Origin of the sequence: Sphingobacterium allocomposti (assembly GCF_008124885.1) — a bacterium.
Lineage (GTDB): Bacteria > Bacteroidota > Bacteroidia > Sphingobacteriales > Sphingobacteriaceae > Sphingobacterium > Sphingobacterium allocomposti.
On record NZ_VNHX01000019.1, the window covers coordinates 57553 to 79262 of the forward strand.

Annotated in this window: 21 protein-coding genes; 8 read left to right on the forward strand and 13 right to left on the reverse strand. The window is 45.9% G+C overall.

All coding sequences use genetic code 11. The features are described from left to right. The first annotated feature begins 1 nt into the window (after position 1). From BC792_RS13530 to BC792_RS13540, 3 genes are all read left to right on the forward strand, one after another. The gene (locus BC792_RS13530; RefSeq protein WP_148909545.1) at positions 2 to 343 is read left to right on the forward strand and encodes a tRNA-binding protein; all 342 of its coding nucleotides are present in this window, start codon (positions 2 to 4) and stop codon (positions 341 to 343) included. Between the two features lies 1 nt (position 344). Beyond that, positions 345 to 821: a nucleoside deaminase gene (locus BC792_RS13535; protein ID WP_148909546.1), complete on the forward strand. Its 477-nt coding sequence runs from the start codon at positions 345 to 347 to the stop codon at positions 819 to 821. A 94-nt stretch (positions 822 to 915) separates the two neighbouring features. Beyond that, positions 916 to 1524, forward strand: coding sequence for a superoxide dismutase (locus BC792_RS13540; RefSeq protein ID WP_148909547.1), 609 nt, complete (start codon positions 916 to 918; stop codon positions 1522 to 1524). 101 nt (positions 1525 to 1625) lie between these two features. On the opposite strand, the gene recA is transcribed toward BC792_RS13540, so the two are convergent. The 4 genes from recA to BC792_RS13560 all read right to left on the reverse strand — a co-directional run bounded on the left by recA (position 1626) and on the right by BC792_RS13560 (position 5340). Then, positions 1626 to 2654 (reverse strand): recombinase RecA, encoded by a 1029-nt coding sequence (recA, locus tag BC792_RS13545; protein WP_148909548.1) that lies wholly within the window; start codon positions 2652 to 2654, stop codon positions 1626 to 1628. 68 nt (positions 2655 to 2722) lie between these two features. Further along, positions 2723 to 3391, reverse strand: coding sequence for an endonuclease III (gene nth, locus BC792_RS13550; protein WP_148909549.1), 669 nt, complete (start codon positions 3389 to 3391; stop codon positions 2723 to 2725). 68 nt (positions 3392 to 3459) lie between these two features. After that, positions 3460 to 3645 (reverse strand): hypothetical protein, encoded by a 186-nt coding sequence (locus BC792_RS13555; protein WP_148909550.1) that lies wholly within the window; start codon positions 3643 to 3645, stop codon positions 3460 to 3462. 72 nt (positions 3646 to 3717) lie between these two features. Beyond that, positions 3718 to 5340, reverse strand: coding sequence for a S8 family peptidase (locus BC792_RS13560; RefSeq protein WP_148909551.1), 1623 nt, complete (start codon positions 5338 to 5340; stop codon positions 3718 to 3720). A 100-nt stretch (positions 5341 to 5440) separates the two neighbouring features. On the opposite strand from BC792_RS13560, the gene BC792_RS13565 reads away from it, so the two are divergent. After that, on the forward strand, positions 5441 to 7591 hold the full coding sequence (locus tag BC792_RS13565) for a S9 family peptidase (RefSeq protein WP_148909552.1): 2151 nt from the start codon (positions 5441 to 5443) through the stop codon (positions 7589 to 7591). Positions 7592 to 7867: 276 nt separating this feature from the next. On the opposite strand, the gene BC792_RS13570 is transcribed toward BC792_RS13565, so the two are convergent. Then, the gene (locus BC792_RS13570; RefSeq protein ID WP_148909553.1) at positions 7868 to 8116 is read right to left on the reverse strand and encodes a hypothetical protein; all 249 of its coding nucleotides are present in this window, start codon (positions 8114 to 8116) and stop codon (positions 7868 to 7870) included. 490 nt (positions 8117 to 8606) lie between these two features. Here BC792_RS13570 and BC792_RS13575 point away from each other — a divergent pair, with 490 nt between their 5' ends. From BC792_RS13575 to argC, 3 genes are all read left to right on the forward strand, one after another. Next, positions 8607 to 9323 carry a GNAT family N-acetyltransferase gene (locus BC792_RS13575; RefSeq protein WP_148909554.1) on the forward strand — a complete coding sequence of 239 codons (717 nt, stop codon included), beginning with the start codon at positions 8607 to 8609 and terminating at the stop codon, positions 9321 to 9323. 246 nt (positions 9324 to 9569) lie between these two features. Next, positions 9570 to 10766: an argininosuccinate synthase gene (argG, locus tag BC792_RS13580; RefSeq protein ID WP_148909555.1), complete on the forward strand. Its 1197-nt coding sequence runs from the start codon at positions 9570 to 9572 to the stop codon at positions 10764 to 10766. After that, on the forward strand, positions 10763 to 11776 hold the full coding sequence (argC, locus tag BC792_RS13585) for an N-acetyl-gamma-glutamyl-phosphate reductase (RefSeq protein WP_148909556.1): 1014 nt from the start codon (positions 10763 to 10765) through the stop codon (positions 11774 to 11776). Before argG ends, argC begins: the two co-directional genes overlap by 4 nt. A 55-nt stretch (positions 11777 to 11831) precedes the next feature. On the opposite strand, the gene BC792_RS13590 is transcribed toward argC, so the two are convergent. From BC792_RS13590 to hemA, 5 genes are all read right to left on the reverse strand, one after another. After that, complete coding sequence (locus BC792_RS13590) at positions 11832 to 12650, reverse strand: hypothetical protein (RefSeq protein ID WP_148909557.1); 819 nt, start codon at positions 12648 to 12650, stop codon at positions 11832 to 11834. 125 nt (positions 12651 to 12775) lie between these two features. After that, positions 12776 to 14086 (reverse strand): glutamate-1-semialdehyde 2,1-aminomutase, encoded by a 1311-nt coding sequence (gene hemL, locus BC792_RS13595; RefSeq protein ID WP_148909558.1) that lies wholly within the window; start codon positions 14084 to 14086, stop codon positions 12776 to 12778. 87 nt (positions 14087 to 14173) lie between these two features. Next, complete coding sequence (hemB, locus tag BC792_RS13600; protein WP_148909559.1) at positions 14174 to 15145, reverse strand: porphobilinogen synthase; 972 nt, start codon at positions 15143 to 15145, stop codon at positions 14174 to 14176. A 156-nt stretch (positions 15146 to 15301) separates the two neighbouring features. Beyond that, positions 15302 to 16891, reverse strand: coding sequence for a hydroxymethylbilane synthase (hemC, locus tag BC792_RS13605; protein ID WP_148909560.1), 1590 nt, complete (start codon positions 16889 to 16891; stop codon positions 15302 to 15304). A 105-nt stretch (positions 16892 to 16996) separates the two neighbouring features. Then, on the reverse strand, positions 16997 to 18238 hold the full coding sequence (hemA, locus tag BC792_RS13610; protein WP_148909561.1) for a glutamyl-tRNA reductase: 1242 nt from the start codon (positions 18236 to 18238) through the stop codon (positions 16997 to 16999). Positions 18239 to 18510: 272 nt separating this feature from the next. Between hemA and BC792_RS13615 the strand changes: the two genes are divergently transcribed. Then, positions 18511 to 18948, forward strand: coding sequence for a hypothetical protein (locus BC792_RS13615; RefSeq protein ID WP_148909562.1), 438 nt, complete (start codon positions 18511 to 18513; stop codon positions 18946 to 18948). A gap of 158 nt (positions 18949 to 19106) precedes the next feature. Here BC792_RS13615 and BC792_RS13620 read toward each other — a convergent pair whose 3' ends face one another. The 3 genes from BC792_RS13620 to aat all read right to left on the reverse strand — a co-directional run bounded on the left by BC792_RS13620 (position 19107) and on the right by aat (position 21686). Next, a complete protein-coding gene (locus BC792_RS13620) occupies positions 19107 to 19754 on the reverse strand; it encodes a hypothetical protein (RefSeq protein ID WP_148909563.1) in 648 nt (215 codons plus the stop codon). A 206-nt stretch (positions 19755 to 19960) separates the two neighbouring features. Continuing rightward, positions 19961 to 21040: an aminotransferase class V-fold PLP-dependent enzyme gene (locus tag BC792_RS13625; RefSeq protein ID WP_148909564.1), complete on the reverse strand. Its 1080-nt coding sequence runs from the start codon at positions 21038 to 21040 to the stop codon at positions 19961 to 19963. Further along, on the reverse strand, positions 21018 to 21686 hold the full coding sequence (gene aat, locus BC792_RS13630) for a leucyl/phenylalanyl-tRNA--protein transferase (RefSeq protein ID WP_148909565.1): 669 nt from the start codon (positions 21684 to 21686) through the stop codon (positions 21018 to 21020). The genes BC792_RS13625 and aat overlap by 23 nt, the downstream gene beginning before the upstream one ends. Between the last annotated feature and the right edge of the window lie 24 nt (positions 21687 to 21710).

Genomic DNA, 21710 nt, shown 5'->3' on the forward strand with positions numbered 1-21710 from the left:
TATGGAAGAACTGATTTCGTGGCAGGATTTTGAAAAGGTAGTCTTGAAGGTGGGGACCATTTTGGAGGTTTCCGATTTTCCGAAAGCGAGGAAGCCGGCGTACCAGCTGCACATCGATTTCGGCCCTGCCGTGGGTGTGCTGAAGTCGAGTGCGCAGATTACACATCATTATAAGAAGGAGGAGCTTATCGGTAAGCAGGTTCTGGCGGTGGTCAATTTTCCGAAAAAGCAGATTGCTAATTTTATGTCGGAATGTCTGGTTACGGGTTTCGCTGACGAGAATGGCGATATTGTGCTGGCGACGGTCGATATGCCGGTACCCAACGGCGCCAAGTTGATGTAGGATGAGGGTATATAACTTCGAAGAAGATGCGGGCATGCTTTCCCAGGGAGACATGGATACGCTTTATATGCGGGAAGCACTTCGGCTGGCGGAAAAGGCATTTGAAGAGGACGAGGTGCCGATAGGGGCTATCATTGTAAGTCGGGGCAAGATTATAGGCAAAGGATATAATCTTACGGAGCGGCTGCATGATGTCACCGCACATGCGGAGATGCAGGCTTTTACCGCAGCCTCTAATTTTCTGGGAGGCAAGTATTTGAGAGATTGTACATTGTATGTGACGGTAGAACCGTGCGTAATGTGTGCCGGCGCATCCTACTGGACGCAGGTATCCCGCATTGTGTACGGAGCGAAAGACGAAAAAAGAGGATCGTCGAAATACGGATCTTTATACCATCCTAAAACGGAAGTGGTTGCAGGGGTTCTCGCTGAGCAGTGTGGAGAACTCATAAGATCATTTTTTCGTAATAAAAGATAGAAAAATTGAAGATTTCGCGCTTTCATAAAACCGAAGGTGTATTGAAATTGTTATATTCGTGTTATTAAATATCTAATAATAAAACAGAAATATTATGGCATTTGAATTAGAAGCATTACCATACGCAGCTGACGCGTTGGAACCACACATTGACAAGGATACAATGGAAATCCACCACGATCGTCATCATCAGGCTTACGTGGATAACTTAAACAAGGCGATCGCAGGTACAGATGCAGAGAATTTATCATTAGAGGAGATCAATAAAAACATTTCTAAATATTCAGCGGCAGTTCGTAATAACGGTGGTGGGCATTTCAATCACCAGTTGTTTTGGTCTATTTTGGGGCCTAATGCCGGTGGTGAGCCTACCGGAGAACTGGCGGAAGCCATTAACAGCACATTTGGTTCTTTTGCAGAGTTGAAGACGCAGTTGCAGAATGCGGGAGCTACCCGTTTTGGATCTGGCTGGGCTTGGTTGATAGTGGATGGTGAAGGTAAGCTTGCTGTTACGTCTACTCCAAACCAGGACAATCCGCTGATGGATGTGGCAGAGGTTCAAGGTACGCCGATTTTAGGTATAGATGTATGGGAGCATGCATACTACCTCAAATATCAAAATAAACGTCCAGCGTATTTAGAGGCAATCTTCAATGTTATTGATTGGGGAGCTGTAACTAAACGCTATCAAGAAGCGAGATAAGTAGAATGTTATACGATTTTAACAGGCGATGGTTGTTGTGACCATCGCCTGTTTGTTTTTCTGCCCGCGTGCTTCTTGGGGGCGTGGGGCCTTGAAATGTTTTAAGCTTCTTCTGTAAAAGCGTCGTGCTGATCCAGGTTTGTGCCGCTGACTTCCGCTCTGATTTTAGCCTCCAACTCATCGCTTAAATCCGGGTTGTCTAACAGTAAGGATTTGACGGCGTCCCGGCCCTGTCCAAGTTTCGTGTCGCCATAGCTAAACCACGAACCTGATTTTTTAATAATGTTGTATTCGACGCCGAGGTCAATAATCTCTCCTACTTTAGAGATCCCTTCGCCAAACATAATATCAAACTCCGCTACGCGGAAAGGGGGGGCAACTTTATTTTTGACGATCTTCACCTTTACACGGTTTCCGGATACTTCGTCTGAATCTTTAATCTGTGACGTACGGCGGATATCTAATCGCACGGATGCATAAAATTTAAGTGCATTTCCTCCGGTGGTTGTTTCAGGGTTTCCAAACATGACGCCGATTTTTTCGCGTAGCTGGTTAATGAATATACAACAGCAGTTCGTCTTCGAGATAGTACCGGTCAACTTACGCAACGCCTGGGACATGAGACGGGCCTGTAAACCCATTTTGGAGTCGCCCATTTCGCCTTCAATTTCACCTTTAGGAACCAAAGCCGCCACAGAGTCTATGACGATCACGTCAATTGCCCCCGAACGGATTAGGTTGTCTGCTATCTCCAGTGCCTGTTCTCCGTTGTCAGGTTGTGAGATTAACAGATTCTCAACGTCCACCCCTAACTTCTGTGCATAATATTTATCGAAAGCATGCTCAGCATCGATAACCGCGGCAATACCTCCTTTTTTTTGCGCCTCAGCAACAATATGAGTCGCCAGTGTTGTTTTTCCCGACGATTCCGGACCATAAATTTCGATGATACGGCCTTTGGGAACTCCTCCGATACCCAAAGCGATGTCAAGGCCCAGGGAACCTGTAGATATAGCTTCTACCGGTTCTACTGCCGAATCGCCTAATTTCATGATCGTACCTTTCCCGTAGGATTTTTCGAGTTTATCTAAAGTAAGCTGTAAGGCTTTTAGCTTGTCTGTGTTGCTCATATTTTTAGTATTTACAGTTCAAAAATAAAATTATTTTTTGGATTACAAAAATTAAATTGCTAATAATATTAGTTTTCTTTTGTTTCCTTTGCGGCTACTCCATAGTTTTTCTCGAAATATCGACAGAAGTAGGTGATGGGACATTCTTCACATTTCGGACGGCGCGCCAGACATATGTACCGCCCGTGAAGGATCAGCCAATGATGGGCGATGGCAATCGTTTCTTTAGGGAGATATTGTATCAGCTGCTTCTCAACGGCCAGCGGCGTTGTCGCGCGGCTCGTCAGGCCGAGGCGGTTACTAACCCGGAACACATGCGTGTCTACCGCCATGGCGGGGTTGTTGTACACCACCGACGAAATGACGTTGGCCGTTTTTCTGCCTACACCCGGAAGTTTGACAAGGTCTTCTACTTTTTCAGGAACGACACCGCCAAACTCCTCAATGAGTTTACGGGCCATGCCGACAAGGTGTTTTGCTTTGTTGTTGGGATAACTTACCGACCGTATATACGTAAACACTTCGTCTGCATTGCTTGCAGCCAGCGCGTCGGCTGTCGGAAAACGTTGGAACAGCGCAGGTGTCACCTGATTTATCCGCTTGTCTGTACACTGCGCAGACAGGATAACGGCCACAAGTAATTCGTACGGATTGCTATAATGGAGTTCAGTTTGGGCGTCGGGGTTATGCGTAGAAAAGTATTTGACAAACTCTTGATATCTTTGCTTTTTTAACATACAGGCAAAGATATTCAAATCTCCCGGTAAATAACAAAGTCTCTAAGATCATTAGAGACTTTGCCATTTTACTTTATTAAGCTTTTCGAGTATGCTAAAATGTTCTCGATCACACGCCGGCTCGGGTCTTTTTCCAGCTGTCTGAGGCTGGATCTCAGGTTTTCCTCAAATATTTCATCTACTTTATCAACCATCGTCGCCTGCGTTTCGCTTAAGTCAGTAGCATGTTCATCTTTTGTAAAAAATTCTACCATAAGCGTTTTCGTTTTCTAAGTACATATTAAACGCAAGATAAAAAATTATAGTATACAAAATTTAACATTTTTTTACTTTCTCGCCGCTTTATAACGTTCAGCTTCTTCAACGGCCTTCCGGGCGTTCACAATTCCTCCCGTCACGCTGATTTCGTCCAGGTAAACTTTTTTCGTCGCGCCGTCAACCTTGATTTTCACTTTCTCGTCTACTTTGGATACGGATTTTAATATAATGTCTTTTATCTCTTTTGCTGAAAAGTCCGGATAATAAGCTCGTAACATAGCCGCAAGACCGGATACAACGGGCGCCGCCATACTTGTCCCATCCTGCTCTTTATAGGTCGACTCCGGCATGGTCGAATTTATTTTTACGCCCGGAGCAAAGACATCCACCGATTTATACCCGTAGTTGGAAAAGGTCGCCAGCAGGTCGCCGTCGAGTCCGGATGATGTGGCGCCGACTGTTATCCAGTTGGATGCCTCCCCAACGATAGCTTCCAAGCTGTCGGTATAGTACTTCATCGGGTAGTTTTTAACGACGTCGATGTCTTTGGAGTCGTTTCCCGCCGCGTGTACCAGAAGCACATCTTTTTCTTCGGCATACTTAATAGCCTCGTCAACAGCTCTCTTGTTGTACACATATCCCTTACCAAAACTCATGTTGATTACTTTGGCACCGTTGTCTACAGCATACCGGATGCCATTTGCGACGTCCTTGTCGCGTTCATCACCATCAGGTACAAGACGCACTGCCATAATCTGCACACTGTTGGCTACGCCGTCTATTCCTATTCCATTATGGCGTTTCGCTCCGATGATACCTGCCACATGCGTTCCATGGTCTGCATCGGGACCTTTGACGTCGCCGTTGCCATAGTGCCGTTCGGTGGCGTCATCATAATTGTCTCCGACGATGTTCCGTGGATCGTAATCCTTGTTGAGATGATAATCCACCTGCGCTTTGTAGTACTTGACCCCCTCTTCGAGATCCTTATAGAATTTTTCGAACGTCGTATTGTCCAGCTCGCGCTTGGTCATGCGCAAGGCCATTTTCTGGCGTTCGGAATTCGGCGTGTAGCTGTCCAGATCAGCTTTAACGATGTCCTTGGGTTCTTTGCCGATTTTCTGGATCATAATGTCGACTTCTTCTTTCAGCCTCCCGTAGTTTAAGTTCCCGAAGTTCGCTTGGTCCAGCTTGCTGGTATAATCGCTGATCATCTTCTGGTAAGCCACGAATTCCCGACGCTCCGCTTCGCTCAGGGGAGTTGATGGCAGGACGGAGATGTACTTCGGCTCATACAAACGGATAAGACGTGTAACTTCCAGATTGTCGTATTGTACATTCTCTCCCTGTGCGTTGCCCAGAAAGTTCCAGCCATGCACATCGTCTACATATCCGTTGTTGTCATCGTCTTTTCCGTTGCCGGCTATCTCTTTGGCGTTTGTCCACATAACATCTTTTAGATCTTCATGTTTATAGTCGACCCCCCCGTCCAAAACGCCAACGATCACCGGAGTCGGTGTTTTTCCTTTCAATAGCTCGTAGGCCTTCTCCGTGCTGATTCCCCGCACGCCATGGGTTTCATAATCCAGATTATACCAGTTGGGAGGATTTGTATTCTTCGACTGAGCATTACCCAAAAACGGCAGTATGCTCAAGCCTAATAGGGCCCAAAGTTTCAATGTTCTAGTCATATGTTTTTGTTTCGTCACCAACAAATATAGTGCAACTATCGCGCATCTATCGTTAAAAAACGATAAAAGTCGTTAACTTTATCGTAAAAACTAACCGATCATGTATAAAAAAAGAAACTATATGATTATTATTGGAGCTATGGCAATAGCGTGTTCTGATAACATAAATAAGCAGGCAGTAGTTTGGCCTGATGCATCGGCTCCGGTAGCGGAGAAGAAATCACATCTCCGTATCCTGCATGGCGATACCGTGCCGGACGATTATTACTGGATGAATGATTATTTCAAGAAGGGGCCTGATTCGGGAGCTGTGGTCAGCTACCTGGAAGCGGAGAATGCATATACTGCGGCGATGATGAAGGATACGGAGGAGCTGCAGGCTTCTTTGTTTGAAGAGATGAAGGGGCGAATAAAGGAAAAGGACGAGTCTGTTCCGTACCTGAAAAACGGGTATTATTATTATAGCCGGACAGAGGAGGGAAAGCAGTATTATAAGTTTTGCCGCAAGAAGGGAAGTCTTGATGCCGATGAGGAGGTCCTGCTGGACGTGGATGCCATGGCTGTCGGTTACCCATATTATGCCGTTGGCGGTTTTTCCGTCAGCCCGGACAATAGGTTCTTGGCGTATGGAGTAGACACCGTATCGCGGCGGGAATACACCCTTTACGTGAAAAACCTGGAAACCGGCGAAATATTGGCGGATAGGATCGACCGGACGACGGGCGGGGCTGTCTGGGCAAACGACAATAAGACCTTGTTTTATACCGCTAAAAATCCGGTTACATTACTGAGCGAGAAGATTAAACGTCATGTCCTCGGCACCGACAGTAGGAAAGATGCCGTGGTTTACGACGAAAAGGATAACACCAATTATATAGGCGTCGAAAAAACAAAAAACAATAGATACATTATGATCTATTCAGGAGGGACACTCTCGTCGGAAGTGTTTATCCTGAATGCCGACACGCCGCTGGGTACGTTCCGTTCATTCCAACCGCGCCAAAAGGAGGTCCTTTATTCCGTGACTGCTTTGGAAGACCGATTTCTGATTTTAACCAACGACAATGCAAAGAACTTTAAGGTCATGGAAACACCGTTGGATAAGACGGCCAAAGAGCACTGGAAAGAGTTTATTCCGCACCGGGAGGATGTATTGGTGTCCGAAATTGATGAATTCAAAAATTTTCTGGTGATTTCAGAACGTAAAAACGGACTAACCCAGATGGCTATACGTTCGTTGGAGGACGGAACACAACATTATCTTGATTTCGGTGAGCAGGCGTATACCGTATACCCTAGCACGAATGCCGAGTATAACACTGATATTGTCCGATACGGGTATACATCGTTGGTAACGCCCTCTTCGACATTCGATTACAACATGCGCACCAAGGCGAAGGAGCTTAAAAAGCAACAAGAGGTTGTGGGCGGTTATAATGCAGAAGAATACGTAACGGAACGTCTCTTTGCGGCAGCGGAGGACGGAACGAAAATACCGATCTCGCTGGTCTACAAGAAAGGCTTTGTAAAAAACGGACAGGCGCCGCTTCTATTATACGCCTACGGTTCATATGGGGCCTCCATGGATCCTTCGTTTAATTCTTCTCGGCTGAGTCTGTTGAACCGTGGGTTTGCGTATGCCATCGCGCATATACGGGGAGGGGAGGAAATGGGACGTCATTGGTATGAGGACGGTAAAATGATGAAAAAGAAGAATACGTTTACCGATTTTATCGCCTGTGGGAAATATCTAGTTAACGGAAAGTACACCAGCGAAAGGCATCTGTATGCACAAGGCGGAAGTGCCGGTGGGCTTCTTATTGGAGCAGTTATCAATATGGCTCCTGAACTTTGGAACGGCGTCATTGCACAGGTGCCGTTTGTCGATGTCGTGAACACGATGCTTGACGAGACGATTCCATTAACGACAAACGAATATGATGAGTGGGGGAACCCCAACGAGAAACCGGCTTATGATTATATGAAGTCTTATTCTCCATACGAAAATGTGGAGGCAAAGGAGTATCCGAATCTTCTCGTCACGACCGGCCTTCATGATAGTCAGGTGCAGTATTTTGAACCCGCAAAATGGGTGGCGAAGCTGCGTGCAACTAAACAGGGGCAGAACGTTATTTTACTCAAAACGGATATGGACTACGGTCATGGAGGAGCATCAGGGAGGTTTGACTACTTGAAGGACGTCGCCCTGAATTATGCATTTCTCTTAAAGCTTGAAGGCATCCGTAAATAGCATAGAGCGGGTTTGGCGCCGTGTACGGGATACGGTGCCAACCATTCCTTCGACTGGCTCTGGATGGCATGTCCGGGCTTTCGGATACATGTCAGCTTAGCTTATCAAAGAGCGATATGTCTATCCTTCGACAGGCTCTGGATGGCATATGGGAGTTTTCGGATTATGTCAGGCTGAGCTCCTTGTTGAAGAACGATATGTCTATCCTTCGACAGGCTCTGGATGACCTATCGGATTTATGTCAGGCTGAGCTTGTCGAAGCCTCAGGCGACAGCGCTATTTTTTTAGCAGAGAATCCTGCTGATTTTCTTTCTCCGTTTCCCTCGCGTCAATCTGATGCTGCTGATAGTTCTGTATCGCCACCTTGCTGGCCTTTTGTGATACGACGATACCGATCACCGCGATGACCGTCACAACAGCCAGTCCCCAAGCGTACTTCTTTTTGTCCTGTTTAACCAACCAGTACATAACGAAGATGTAAGGTACCGCGAAGAAAATGTAGAAGATGATACTTGGACCTACCATGATAACTTATTTTTTTAGTCGCACAAAAGTACCGAAATAAATAGACATATAAAATTAATCAGCGTACAGTGACGGGATGCTGACACTTTTTAAACCTTTTAGTAAAAAAGGCGTCTAATTGATAGACTTGCGATAAGGCAGATGCCTTAATGCTTTTTTAATAAAAAAACTACAATAGGATTGTACAAAAGAAAAAAATAATTTTTTACTTTTGCGCTGTCCTAGTTATAAGACGATTAAATGAATTATTTAAAAGCATATATGACCATAAAACACTTGCTTCCGAAAAGGGTGGCAACGGTTGTTGTGTATGCTTTACACGCGTTTAGTTGTCCGATTTTACGCTTTCGACGACCTATTCTGCCTCGAGCTTGATTCGGAGGCAGGCTACTTCCACTTTGAATATCATCCAGCTCGGTGATTCTTTCAATCGTTAATTAATATAAAAATTTAATGCGGCACGTGTGTGCAATTTAGGTCGACATCTTCGATGACACTTTTAGATTTTTCAATTATCCCAGCCACATCCGCGCATGTGCGGTATGCAGAAGCCATTTGCGACGAGATGTTTGAGTCGGCAAAAGCGCGTGGGACAGGTATTGCCCGCCGGAAACCGGAATATATAGCCCGGAAAATGGAAGAGGGGAAGGCGGTGATTGCGCTGCATAAGGACGGCCGATGGGCGGGCTTCTGTTACATCGAAACATGGAGCCATGGCGATTACGTGGCGAACTCAGGGCTGATTGTCAATCCGGCATTTAGAAAAGTAGGTCTGGCGAAAGCTATCAAGAAGCGCGTATTTGAACTGTCCCGGGAAAAATACCCGCAGGCGAAAATATTTGGCTTGACGACCGGCCTCGCTGTTATGAAGATCAACTCTGACCTCGGGTATGAGCCGGTCACATACGCTGAGCTTACGCAGGATGAAGAGTTCTGGAAAGGGTGCCAATCTTGCGTGAATTACGATATTTTGATCAGCAAAGAACGGAAGAATTGCATGTGCACAGCGATGCTATGGGATCCCGTTGAAAAAGAGCGGGAACTCAAGGAGAAAATTCAGCGGCGGGCGGAAGCAAAGGAACGGCTGGACAGAATTGTAAAGAAGCAATCGCTCCTAAAGCGGATTGAGGCTAAATTGTGGAAGTCTTCTAAAAAAATTATTGCTGCGGTATTTCCTGTCGGAACGGGGACCGTTAAAGGAATATAATTTGTAGATTTGAAGCGAACAACAGCTGTCGTAGTGCCAAGAGGGGCTAGATGCGCTGTCGGTAAAAGGCACGTGGCTCTCGGAGCGCTATACAATTTAAGAGGTGTTTTGATGAGACCTGCATACAATTGAGATTAAACACGCATAGATAAATTTAGTCAGACGAAACCTGCATGAATTGCCATAACAAAACGATATGAATGGTTTGTGCAAGCTTCGTCACCGATAAAGAACAAACTTAATCAGATGAAAAAAAAAGTAGTATTAGCGTTTAGCGGTGGTTTAGATACATCATTTTGCTGTATTTATCTATCGAAGGATTTAGGTCTGGAAGTACATTCTGTGGTTGTAAATACCGGCGGTTTTTCGGAGGAGGAATTAGCTGCGATAGAAAAGCGGGCTTACGACTTGGGTGTGGAATCGCACACGACAATAGATGAGACCGAAAACTACTACCGTGAAACGATTAAATACTTAATTTTCGGGAACGTACTGAAAAATGCCACTTACCCGCTGTCCGTATCTGCGGAGCGTGTGTGCCAGGCAACAGCAATAGCGAATTACGCAAAGAAGATAGGCGCAGAATGTGTAGCTCATGGCTCGACTGGTGCGGGTAATGATCAGGTTCGCTTTGATATGATATTTAATACGCTTATTCCCGGAGTTGAGATCATCACACCGATCCGTGATCTTAAGCTTTCCCGGGAAGAGGAGATTGCCTATCTGGCGAAACACGGCGTAGAGATTAATGCGGAGAAAGCGAAATATTCAATCAATAAGGGACTCTGGGGAACGTCGGTCGGAGGTGCCGAGACATTGACGTCCAACCAGTATCTGCCCGAATCTGCCTGGCCGACACAGGTGACGTCGACCGCGCCGCAGACGATAACGATAGATTTTGTTAAGGGTGAGCCTGTGGCGCTGAACGGAGAAGAAATAGGTGCTGTTAAAGTTATTCAACACCTTCAGGAATTGGCGCAGCCGTACGGGATCGGACGGGATATCCACGTTGGCGACACGATTATTGGTATCAAAGGACGGGTAGGGTTCGAGGCGGCAGGTCCGTTGATTCTGATTAAAGCGCACCATACGTTGGAAAAACACACGCTGACCAAGTGGCAGTTGTCCTGGAAAGATCAGATATCCGGCTTCTACGGCAACTATATGCACGAAGGTCAGATGCACGATCCTGTCATGCGCGATATCGAAGCTTTTTTAGACTCTTCCCAGCAGACCGTTACAGGCCGCGTCATAGTAGAACTACATCCCTATCGTTTTATAGTCGTAGGCATAGAGTCTGCGTATGATCTGATGTCTACGAAGTTTGGAAGTTACGGCGAGATGAACAAAGGGTATACGGGAGACGACGTGAAAGGATTCGCGAAAATCTTTGGTAACCAGACCATCATATGGCACAAGGTTAATCGAGGAGGAGCGGAATGATTAGGGTAGGTATCGTAGGATCTGCAGGATACACAGGAGGCGAGTTGCTGCGGGTACTGATTTATCATCCGCATGTTGAAATTGTTTTTGCAAACTCAGCATCAAATGCCGGAAATAAAGTTTACGAAGTACACAATGACTTGTTCGGCGACACGGAACTCGAATTTTCTTCCGACTTCCATTCGGATATCGACGTACTGTTCCTTTGTGTAGGACATGGCGATGCACGGAAATTTTTGGCTGAGAACCCAGTAGACCCCTCGGTAAAAATCATTGATCTTTCGCAGGATTACCGGCTAAAAGCGAATACGGCTTATCAGGACGGCTATTTCGTATATGGCCTTCCCGAGTTAAACAGAGAGGCTATTAAAGCGGCGCAGTATATCGCCAATCCCGGGTGTTTTGCAACAAATATTCAGCTGGCATTGCTTCCGTTGGCGGCGAAGAAGGCGTTGCCCGAGCAGATTCATATCAATGCCACGACGGGGTCGACAGGCGCAGGGCAGAAGCCGTCGGCTACTTCCCATTTTTCGTGGCGCAGTGGAAACCTCTCCGCTTATAAATCTTTCGAGCATCAACATCTGCAGGAGATATCCGAGTCTCTGAATCAGCTTCAACCCGATTTTTTGCCGCAATCGGATGAGAGCTTGCTGCAGCGCGCGATGCGTCGGATCAATATGGTGCCTCAGCGTGGCGCATTTCCGAGAGGTATTTTTTCTGCTATATATGTGACTTCAGCGTTAACCGAAGACGAAGCATATACTCTTTACCGGGATTACTACGCAAGTCATCCCTTTACGTGGGTAAGCGAAACCAATATCGATATGAAGCAGGTGGTAAATACAAATAAGAGCATCATGCATTTGGAAAAGCATGGCGACCAATTGTTGATACTGAATGCTACCGACAACCTGCTGAAAGGGGCTTCCGGCCAGGCTGTGCAAAATATGAATCTGATGTTCGGTTTGGACGAACGTACAGGACTAAACCTGAAGAGTGTAGGATTTTAAACGAACAAGGTCTGCATATTGCAGACCTTGTTCGTTTATATTTGTATGGCAGGTGTTATTCTGCCGAAAGGTTAATCTTTCTCTCAATCGAAACATTATCTCCCGTTACAGCATTGCCATCTTTGTTAATCAGCGTCAGTTTAACAGTATTTTCACCCATGGGTAAGTTAAGTATTTCGTAAGGAACCCATTGGTCCAGCGTAAACTCCTGACCGTTAATTTCTGCCTTTACCTTATGTCCGTCAGCAGCTAACGTGCCATTGGAAACAAAGAAGTCGAGCAGCAATGTCTTGGTTTCTTCTCCTTTATAATCGCCCTTAGGACGGCTGTAAAAGAGGGATAGCTCCGTAGGGGCCGGAAGTTCTTCCACCTGGCCATCTGCGGTTACTTTGAATTTGACCAATTTAGAGGCGTCCGCCGTTTTTATGGATTCATGAAAAGAGCGGGACAGGAAGGACATCAGATAATGCTCTGAGTTCAGGGGTACCGTTACGGTATGCTCGGGTTTATACAATGCTACATAGGGCTGATTGTCTAAAATAAAATGTATATGCTGACCGTCGTGCGAGTTGGCCATATGATGGTCATGTTCTGTCTGTGCCGTTAGTTCGAAGTTACTGACATCATATTTTACGGTGACTTTTGCGGAGTCTGCACCTGCTTTCTCAGCCGTGATGGATGCTATCTTGAGCGTCGCGCCGGGAAACTCCTTGGAGTGTTTCAGCGGATTAACGGCAATACCTCCCGTTGTGTCCGACAGGGCAGTCGAATCCTGGGTTTCACCTTCGCTGTTTTTGGTTGTTGGATTACAAGAGGCAATTGTTGCCGATACTGCAAGAAGGGCCAATGCCGTCTTCAATGGGTTCATTTTCATATCTTTTGATTTAAACGATGTTGATTATTAACCTGTTATTTAACAAACTTATATAATTTCGTCTTGATATCCAATTATTCTGATTACCGAATATAAAAGCAAAATATCTGCAAAAAAGTTTTCTATTAATTGAAAACAACGTCCAACGCCACTTTTATAGCTTGTAATGTTACTTCCAGATCGCTTTCGCTGTGTGCATCGGAGATGAATCCGACCTCATATCCCGAGGGGCCGAAGTAGATGCCTTGGTTCAGCAATGCCCTGTGCATCACCTTGTATTTTTCCATAGATTGGGGATCGATTTCATCTGCCCGCTTAATATGGAGCTGCGAAGTAAACGCAAACCAGAAGATAGAGCCAATGGTAAAGATTTGAACTTCGTACCCTTTTGCACGGATATAGGCGCGTAAAGCCTCTACGAAGCTTCTTGTTTTTTCTTCTTGTTTTTCGTAGAAGCCGGCTCTGGAAAGAATGTTTAAAGCAGCAATTCCTGCGGCCATGGCGACAGGATTTCCGGAAAGCGTCCCCGCCTGATAGACGTTGCCGTCCGGTGAAATATGGCTCATCAGTTCTTTCGAGGCCCCGTATGCGCCGACAGGCATACCGCCTCCGATAATCTTCCCATAGGTAATGATGTCAGGCTGAACGTTGTAATGTCGGGCAGCACCCTCGAATCCCAGTCTGAAGCCGGTGATCACCTCATCAAAGATGAGTAGAGCTCCATGTTTCTTCGTTATCTCACGTAAAAAATGGATGTATTCGTGGTCTTGAATTAAGAGTCCGTTATTGGCTGGCACGCCCTCGATGATGACCGCTGCGATCTGCTCGGGAAATGCAGTAAACACCTCTTGTATTGCTTCACGGTCGTTTAGGGAAACCACGATCGTTTCCTGGGCAAAGGCCTGTGGAACTCCAGCTGATGATGTTTCCCCAAATGTAACGAGTCCGGAGCCGGCCTTAACCAGCAAGGAGTCGGAATGTCCATGGTAGCATCCTTCAAACTTTACGATCTTATCACGACGCGTATATCCTCTCGCCAGACGGATTGCTGACATCACGGCCTCGGTGCCGGAGCTGACAAAACGTATCTTTTCAATGAACTTGTTCCGATTTAAAATCAGTTCAGCAAGCTCGTTTTCCAAGCGGGTAGGTGCGCCAAAGCTGAGTCCTTTGCTTAATTGGCCAGCAACGGCCTCCCGCACTTCATCGTTGTTATGTCCCAGAATAAGCGGGCCCCATGAACAGCAATAGTCGATGAACTCATTTCCGTCGGCATCCCATATTCTGGCTTTATCGCCGCGCTCTATAAAGAGCGGTGTGCCGTAGACTGATTTAAACGCGCGGACAGGCGAGTTGACTCCTCCGGGGAAGAAGTTCTTAGCCTTTTCAAAAAGTTCTGCAGACTTTTTTCGTGAGATATCTTTTAGTTTTGTCATTTTTTTTACTGTTAATTTGTGAGGTGTTAAGCTACCGCTTTTACGCCTTTACGTCCATTAATTACTTCGTTACGCGTCTATCTATCCTTACAGCCAGCCTTTCTCCAACACTTCCTTGGCATGATAGGTTAAGATGGAGGTCGCTCCTGCGCGGCGGAAGCTTAATAATGTTTCCATGATGGAACGTTCCTCGTCGAGCCAGCCGTTGCGGATAGCGGCCTTCAGCATGGCGTATTCGCCGGAAACGTTATAGGCCGCTATGGGCAGATCGAAATTATCGTGTAGCAACTTGATGATATCGAGGTAAGGTAAACCAGGTTTTACCATAAGAAAGTCGGCTCCTTCTTCCATATCCAGCTGCGCTTCAATCAAGGCCTCTCTGGAATTTGCCGGATTCATCTGATAGGTCTTTTTATCGCCGGCTTTTGGCGCTGAATTTAGCGCGTCGCGGAACGGGCCGTAAAATGCGGACGCGTACTTCGCCGTGTAGGACATCAATGATACATTTTTGAAGCCGTGTGTATCCAGTAACTCCCGGATATAGCCGATACGTCCGTCCATCATGTCCGAGGGCGCGATAATATCCGCGCCTGCCTGGGCATGGGCAAGGGCCATTTTTCCTAGAATTTCCAACGTTTCGTCGTTTAGAATTTCCCCGTCCTCGACAATGCCGTCATGACCGTCTGAGCTGTACGGATCCATTGCTACATCCGTAACCACACACGCTTCGGGAAAATATTTTTTCACCTGTTCGATAGCGCGTAAGTAGAGGCTGTCTTTTTGATAACTGACCGTCGCGTATTTGTCCTTGAGAGACTCGTCAATATTTGGGAAAAGATCAAAAGCTTTTAGTCCCAGATTAAGGCAGCTTTCGACCTCGCGGAGCAGGTTATCCACGGAATAGCGGAATATGCCCGGCATGGAGGACACTTCTGTTTTTTGTTGCTGTCCGTCGACGATAAATAACGGAAATATAAGGTTAGCAGCTGACAGATGGTTCTCTTGGATCATATCCCGGATTACTGCTGATTTTCTGTTTCTTCTTGGGCGTTGTAACATAGTTTTACTTATTATATAATGCAATACTTCAGACGGTAAGGCGTCCTCGTCTCGTGCTTTTGGGGAACGGATTACCTCCTTTTTCAGACAGATGCGTATTGCGAAGTTTGTTCCCTTTCAATCGATCCTCATTGTAGGACTGTCGATTTGCTACTATTAAAACTCTAGACCGAAAATGGCCTCTGCAAGGCCGATCTCGTCCGGTGTAAACGGCAACGTATAACGTAGGCCCATAGCTTCAATCGACTTGGCGGTAGAATAGCCGATACAGATAATCTGCTGCCCCGGGTCGACGAGATTATCCCTAAAATACGCTTCGACGTTGCTCGGACTCGTGAAAATCAGTACGTCGGCGTTGGACTTATTTACTTCTTCTTCCAGGACCGTTTCGTAAATAGGCATGTCGATGACCTTTGTGTTCGCTGTCAGTGCGTTTTGGATAGACATCATTGAATCCTTTGCCCGCGGAATAAATACCGTCTGCCCATCTACCAGCTTAGCAAATTCTTTAGCAATGTCTTCCGTTTTTATGCCTAGGTTATCGCCTGAAAAATCTGCGATGCGATCATATTTCCGAAGAGCATCTTCCGAACCCCGGCCTAACACCGCGAGCTTTGTCTTTTTAAGAATCAGCGGGTTCAACTTAAAGAAGTGGTCAATAGCATTTTTGCTGTTGAAGAATATCCAATCCGCACGTTTTAGGATAAAGGAGTCCAGCTTATTGATTGTTGGGAAAATCCGTATAAGGGATCGGGCGTCGACGTGAATTTTGTGTTTTGCCAAATATCGTCCAAGGTACGAGTTTTCGTCCAAATCTCTTGTAATGAATACGCTGGACGCCAGCTTTCTGTCTTTTCGGAATTTTGAAAAGATCGTATCGGCCAACCCCTCTGTTGTGTCGGTCTGCACGTAAAGCCGGTCCGGAAAATCTTCGTTATCATCGGCGATGGAAGTCCATGCTTCGTATTTTCCGTCTGCGGTTTCCCGGCAATAACAGCCAAGCGGTGCGTGGCATCCCGCGTCAAAGAGGTTTAAGACCTTCCGTTCAACAGCTATAGTGTCCGCTACCTTTTGATCATGTATCTGCCGAAGCGTTTCGAAAAGTTCGCTGTCTGTTTCGCGGATCTGTATTGCCAAAACCCCTTGGGCGGGTGCAGGGATAACTTCGATAGGTGCGATTTCTTCAATATGAAAGTCAGCCAGGTCCATTTCTATTCGGCTGACTCCAGCTTTAGCCAGTACAATGGCATCATATTGTTCATCACGCAATTTTTGTATGCGTGTTTGCAGATTTCCACGCAGGTCGGTAAACTCCAGATCCGGGCGTAATGACAGGAGCTGTGCTTTTCTGCGGTTGGACGACGTCCCTACTGTCGCGTTGTGCTTCAAGGAAAGCCGCTTTTTAATATCCACGCAGTCTTTATGGATAATCAGAAGCTCCGAAGGATCCTCCCGCTCCGATACGGCAGCAATGATAAGTCCCGGCGGATTGGTTGTAGGAAGATCTTTGTGCGAGTGAACAGCGAGATCGATTTGGTTCTGAAGGAGTTCCTCTTCAAGTTCTTTGGTGAAAAATCCTTTACCTTCCAGTTTATCCAAACGGAGATGTTGGACGATGTCGCCTTGAGTCTTGATTATTTTGAGTTCGGAGTCAACGCCGATTGCCGCTAGCCGCTCTTTGACGTAATTCGCTTGCCACAATGCCAACTGGCTACCTCGAGTTCCAATGATAAGTTTTCTGTTCACTATAGATGCTTTATGGTTGAAAATGCGTACAAATTTAACCAAATAGTCATACAATCCCGACAGTCAATGTCAGAATTAGGCTAAAAAATGAAAACAGGGGGTATATTAATTAATTTCTGATTCTGAGTTCTTTACCAAAATATCTTTGGCCATCACCATAGGGACTTTAATATATTTCTTTTCCATGTAATTGATAACCTTTTCGAGGATTTCGCGGGCCTGTGGATCAAGGCTGCTGACTTCCTGTGCAAAGACTTCATTTAAGGCAAAAGACTTGATCTCTTTAATTTTCTCTGGAACTTCGCGCATGGCTACTTCAACACGGCGTTGTTTGAGTAGAGGTAAGAATTCCTGAATGTTTTCCTGGATAATAGCATCTGCGCTGGCAAGCTCGTTATAACGATCTTGTTTGTTTTTTTCGGCAATAGCCTGTAGACTGCTTACTTCGATATATTGCACCGGGAATTGAGCAACAACTTCAGCATCGACATCGTTAGGAACAGCCAAGTCTACAATCACTTTTTTATCTGTTTCGCCATTGAGTAACATCCGGTAGAGATTTACGTCGATGATTGCCTCTGGTGAACCGGTACATACGATCATCACATCAAAGCCTTTCTTGTACTGCCCAAGCTCAGATAAAGAGTAGGCTTCGGCATTAAGTTCCCGAGCCAGTTTCTGAGCATTTTTAAGTGTTCTGTTGAACACCACAAAATTGGAATGTTGGTGCTTTTTCAGATACTTGGAGAGGTTCTGGTTGGTTTCGCCTGAACCAATTACCAAAATACGTGGATTTTCAGGAAGTTTAGTTTCTTTTAGCTTCCGGTAAGCGAGCGAAACAACCGAAATAGGATTCCGGGAAATGTTGGTATACGTGTAAACTTCTTTCGCCGTTTTCACCAACCTGTCCATCACCAGCCGTAAATAATCGCCTGTGAAACCAGCTTCGCGGCAGCGTTCATAGGCACGCCGCACCTGAGCCAAAATTTCTTTTTCTCCTACGACAAGGCTTTCCAAGGAGCAAGACATCCTGAAAAGGTGATTTAAAGCATCCATGCCAGCATATCGGGTTACTTGACCGAGATAGCATTGTAGCCGCTCGGCAGGGACACAGAAGTTCATTCTATGCATGAAATTAGCGATGAATTCGTCATCCAGCTCGTGCGCACCACAAAATACAAACTCCACACGGTTACACGTGGCGATGTAAAAAATTTCGGGAATATCCAGCGCGTTTTTTAGGTTAATCAAGCGATCTTCCAATTCTTCGTTGCAGATAACCAAATTCCCCAGGTCTTTTAGTTCGACGTGCTTGTGGGTGAATGCTATAACTTTTAAATTCTTCAAAGCCTAATCTTGCTCAATAATTTCTCCCTGCAAATGTAGAGTAAAAGCAGTGCTTTTCTGTCAAAAATCTGTCAATACAAAGAATTTAGAACGATTTTAAATAGTGTTAAATTTGTGTTAATAAGCTGGTTTTCAGTATATTGTATTTTGTGTTTTCATGTTTTGAAAAGCTGGCGATCTCCTGTTTCTGCCGAAAGTTGTCCAACCTGTGAAATTTCCATTTATTTTTATACATCATAGTTATTGCAACTATGGGTTAGAAATGATCGCATATGTACATTCTTAGAAAACCATTGGCCGTTACGGGGATTCTTCTATCCGCAATAGCGCCTATTTTTTTGCCGTTCCTCCGGGTTCCTGTAAAAGGCAACTGGAATTTGTATCAAACGGATACCGGCCTATTCGCCGTGACCTACGCTTTTTTGGCCTTGTGTGTGCTGGGCTTTTTTTTAAGAAGGGTTTCCCTTTACCGCATGTTTGTCTTCGTGTATGCTGCTTGGTGTCTTTGTGGTTTCCTGGCGGTTTACTTTAAGGTGAACAACTACTTCGGAATGAAATTATTCGACGGTATGCTGGCTAAAGTGATCCACCTAAAATGGGGATGGTTCTTCTTCTTTCTCGGTGCATTTATCCTGCTGCTTAGCGTTAAAAAGATAAACAGGGTCGAAGAGCCGGTTTCCGATCTGCCTCCCTCCGCCGGCGATTTTTAGGTGACGGTCCTTTCACCCCATGCCTGCCACTTCGTACGCTGTGGCGCGAGCAGATTGAATAATAATCTCCCAGCCTTTGCGGGATACGTGCTCCCCTGACAGGCAAGCGGCCGGCTACCTAGGTTCAAACCCTGAACCGTGGGCTTTCAGCCGCCGGATTAGCGGCGGCCTGGGCGGTGCGAAATAAAATGATCTTTTAATTTATCTAGACCGATATTCTCGTCCGGCTTGTCCAGTTCGAAGCGCCACACTTTACCTTCGATAATTTCATCGCTTTCCTTGCTATTGATCAGATCCAGCGGTTTCACGCGAAACTCCCGTCGGATAGGAGATGTCGCATTGTGCGGTATATCGGCATGCCGTAGAATCTGGATGTCGAAGTTCGGCCATTTTCCTACCTGATTGAAGTTGGCTGAGTAAAAATGTACAAAATCTTTTTTTAGCACTTTGTCCGCAAACAGCCCATTCCGCTTTGTGCCGCTTATTTCGGAAACCGTAATAAGAAGATCGTACGAAGTGTGGTTAATAAAATAGAACTTGGCGAGTCCTTCTTTCTGCTCGCCTTCTACGCCTAAAAAAATGCCGCGATCGACAAAAGGCTGATTCGTCGGAACTGCATTCATCTGGTCGTCGTCATCGGCGCGCTTCATGTTTCCGTGAACCAATGTGATCTTATTTGCCGGCACCGGAATCTCGAATCCGGTTTCATCGGTTACGCCAACGATATCGTTTTTTTGAAAAGAGGTGATGTGCCCCTCGATGGGCTCGTCGACAAATCGAACTAGATCTCCAATTTTAAATTTCATATATGTAAAAATTATTCATTCGTGTTTGTTCTCAATGGCATTCATTCCTAAATGCTTCGCTCTTTATTTTTATGGCCGCACGGATATTCGGATTTCCTGCGACAAACCCGCTTCGCTCGTTGATATTGTGTCTATTGACTTCTTTTTAGTCACTTCATGATCCCGCTTTGTTCGGTCCGGAATGATGAATATTTTCGTATTCACCTTTATCTATATGTATCAATCACTTCTATCAGCCGTTCAATATCGCCCACGGTATTGTATAAGTGGATGCCTACGCGGATTCCGCTTCCTCTTGGAAAGCATAAGATACCTTTATCTGTTAAATCGCTATAACAGCTGGGGGGAATCTGTATGTTTATTAACGATGATCGGATGGATCGGTTTGCAACCGACGGTAGGAGCAAATCTCTTCGCGCAAGCTCCTCATAGGCGACAGTTGACACAGTTTCTACATGTTTCTTCACTTCGTGCAGTCCAATTCCTTTTAAAAATCGGAGCGACTGCGACAGCGATCCGTGGCTTAAGGTGTCCTGGTGGCCCGGTTCAAAAAATGTCTGTATGATCGTTTTGGACGACCACATTGCTTCCTGTGGCAACGGGCGTTCATCGAGCGCAGTGTTGAGAAGATGCTCCAGACGCTCGCTGATCATAAAAAAGCCGTTTCCGAAGCCAGACATCAACCATTTATAACCACTGGCTCCTAAGCCATCGAAGCCGGAAATGTCAAAACTAAAAGGCTCAGTGCCTAAAAACTGGGTGCCGTCGCCGACGATCAGCAGATTAGGATGGGCCCGTTTTATCTCTTGAATAAAGGCGAGGTCAATTTTTATTCCATTAACGTACTGCACAATACTGAGCAAAAGAACATCGGGGCGGAACTCGTTGATACCATTCCGGATATTGTTCTCAAGCTGTTCATTCACTTCAACGGTACGGTACGTCAGCCCCCGGCTGATGACAGGGTAATTTAGGGATGGATAATCTTCATTCAGCAACAGGTACTTGAAGGTGCGGGGAAGGCGATCTAGAAGCGTCGTGAAACCGAAGGAGAAGTTTGGAGTGGCAAATACACGCTGCACATCGGTGTTAAAAACGTCGGCAATATCGGCCCGCACCTCCTGTATGAACGCCGGCTGCTGATCCCGTAATTTTCCTGCAACATCAAAAAAAGCGTTGTCCCGTTCTGTGCGCCATTGCCGCGTAGAGCGGGGAAGAAGTCCGTTTCCGGGAGTATTCAGATAAGTGATTCCCGTTGGAATATCAAAATGATGGTTGAAAGGCATGGGGCTGCAGATTTTGTGTCTGTAACAATTGATAATAAGTGTCGCCGGGTATAAATTTCGCGCCGAGGGAAGCTAAATGGGGCGTGTGCACCTGACAGTCGATCATGTTGAAACCAAAGTTTTCACATAAAAAGATAAACGCTATTTTGGACGCGTTAGACACTTTGGAAAACATGCTCTCCCCGCAGAAGACTTTTCCGACCTGAACACCGTATAGGCCGCCCACGAGGTTTCCGTCGCTATCGTACGTTTCCACACTATGCGCATAGCCCAACCTGTGTAATTCGATGTACGCCGTTTTCATTTCGTCTGTTATCCAGGTACCATCCTGTCCATCTCTTGGCATTGTCGAACAAGACTCTATGACGTTTTCAAACTGACGGTCGTACGCGGTTGTCAACGATGTGTTCCTCATGAACTGTCGCATACTCTTGCTGGTTTTTAGTTCTGATGGCAGCAGGACGAAACGCTGTGGCGGCGCATACCATAATATTGGGGTCTCGTCGGAGTACCATGGAAATATTCCGTGTTGGTAGGCAAGCAATAGCCGGTCTACAGACAGATCTCCTCCAATGGCGAGCAATCCGTCCGGATCAGCCAGACGCGGATGAGGAAAAATTAGATCGTGATCAAGCTGGTAGGGCATGTAAAAAGAGGAAAAAAGCCAGAT

What these genes read in the sequence shown, in the direction of transcription:
- BC792_RS13530 (WP_148909545.1), top strand. Translation starts at nt 2, where the DNA reads ATGGAAGAACTGATTTCGTGGCAGGATTTTGAAAAGGTAGTCTTGAAG.
- BC792_RS13535 (WP_148909546.1), top strand. Translation starts at nt 345, where the DNA reads ATGAGGGTATATAACTTCGAAGAAGATGCGGGCATGCTTTCCCAGGGA.
- BC792_RS13540 (WP_148909547.1), top strand. Translation starts at nt 916, where the DNA reads ATGGCATTTGAATTAGAAGCATTACCATACGCAGCTGACGCGTTGGAA.
- recA (WP_148909548.1), bottom strand. Translation starts at nt 2,654, where the DNA reads ATGAGCAACACAGACAAGCTAAAAGCCTTACAGCTTACTTTAGATAAA.
- nth (WP_148909549.1), bottom strand. Translation starts at nt 3,391, where the DNA reads ATGTTAAAAAAGCAAAGATATCAAGAGTTTGTCAAATACTTTTCTACG.
- BC792_RS13555 (WP_148909550.1), bottom strand. Translation starts at nt 3,645, where the DNA reads ATGGTAGAATTTTTTACAAAAGATGAACATGCTACTGACTTAAGCGAA.
- BC792_RS13560 (WP_148909551.1), bottom strand. Translation starts at nt 5,340, where the DNA reads ATGACTAGAACATTGAAACTTTGGGCCCTATTAGGCTTGAGCATACTG.
- BC792_RS13565 (WP_148909552.1), top strand. Translation starts at nt 5,441, where the DNA reads ATGTATAAAAAAAGAAACTATATGATTATTATTGGAGCTATGGCAATA.
- BC792_RS13570 (WP_148909553.1), bottom strand. Translation starts at nt 8,116, where the DNA reads ATGGTAGGTCCAAGTATCATCTTCTACATTTTCTTCGCGGTACCTTAC.
- BC792_RS13575 (WP_148909554.1), top strand. Translation starts at nt 8,607, where the DNA reads ATGACACTTTTAGATTTTTCAATTATCCCAGCCACATCCGCGCATGTG.
- argG (WP_148909555.1), top strand. Translation starts at nt 9,570, where the DNA reads ATGAAAAAAAAAGTAGTATTAGCGTTTAGCGGTGGTTTAGATACATCA.
- argC (WP_148909556.1), top strand. Translation starts at nt 10,763, where the DNA reads ATGATTAGGGTAGGTATCGTAGGATCTGCAGGATACACAGGAGGCGAG.
- BC792_RS13590 (WP_148909557.1), bottom strand. Translation starts at nt 12,650, where the DNA reads ATGAAAATGAACCCATTGAAGACGGCATTGGCCCTTCTTGCAGTATCG.
- hemL (WP_148909558.1), bottom strand. Translation starts at nt 14,086, where the DNA reads ATGACAAAACTAAAAGATATCTCACGAAAAAAGTCTGCAGAACTTTTT.
- hemB (WP_148909559.1), bottom strand. Translation starts at nt 15,145, where the DNA reads ATGTTACAACGCCCAAGAAGAAACAGAAAATCAGCAGTAATCCGGGAT.
- BC792_RS13615 (WP_148909562.1), top strand. Translation starts at nt 18,511, where the DNA reads ATGTACATTCTTAGAAAACCATTGGCCGTTACGGGGATTCTTCTATCC.
- BC792_RS13620 (WP_148909563.1), bottom strand. Translation starts at nt 19,754, where the DNA reads ATGAAATTTAAAATTGGAGATCTAGTTCGATTTGTCGACGAGCCCATC.
- BC792_RS13625 (WP_148909564.1), bottom strand. Translation starts at nt 21,040, where the DNA reads ATGCCTTTCAACCATCATTTTGATATTCCAACGGGAATCACTTATCTG.
- aat (WP_148909565.1), bottom strand. Translation starts at nt 21,686, where the DNA reads ATGCCCTACCAGCTTGATCACGATCTAATTTTTCCTCATCCGCGTCTG.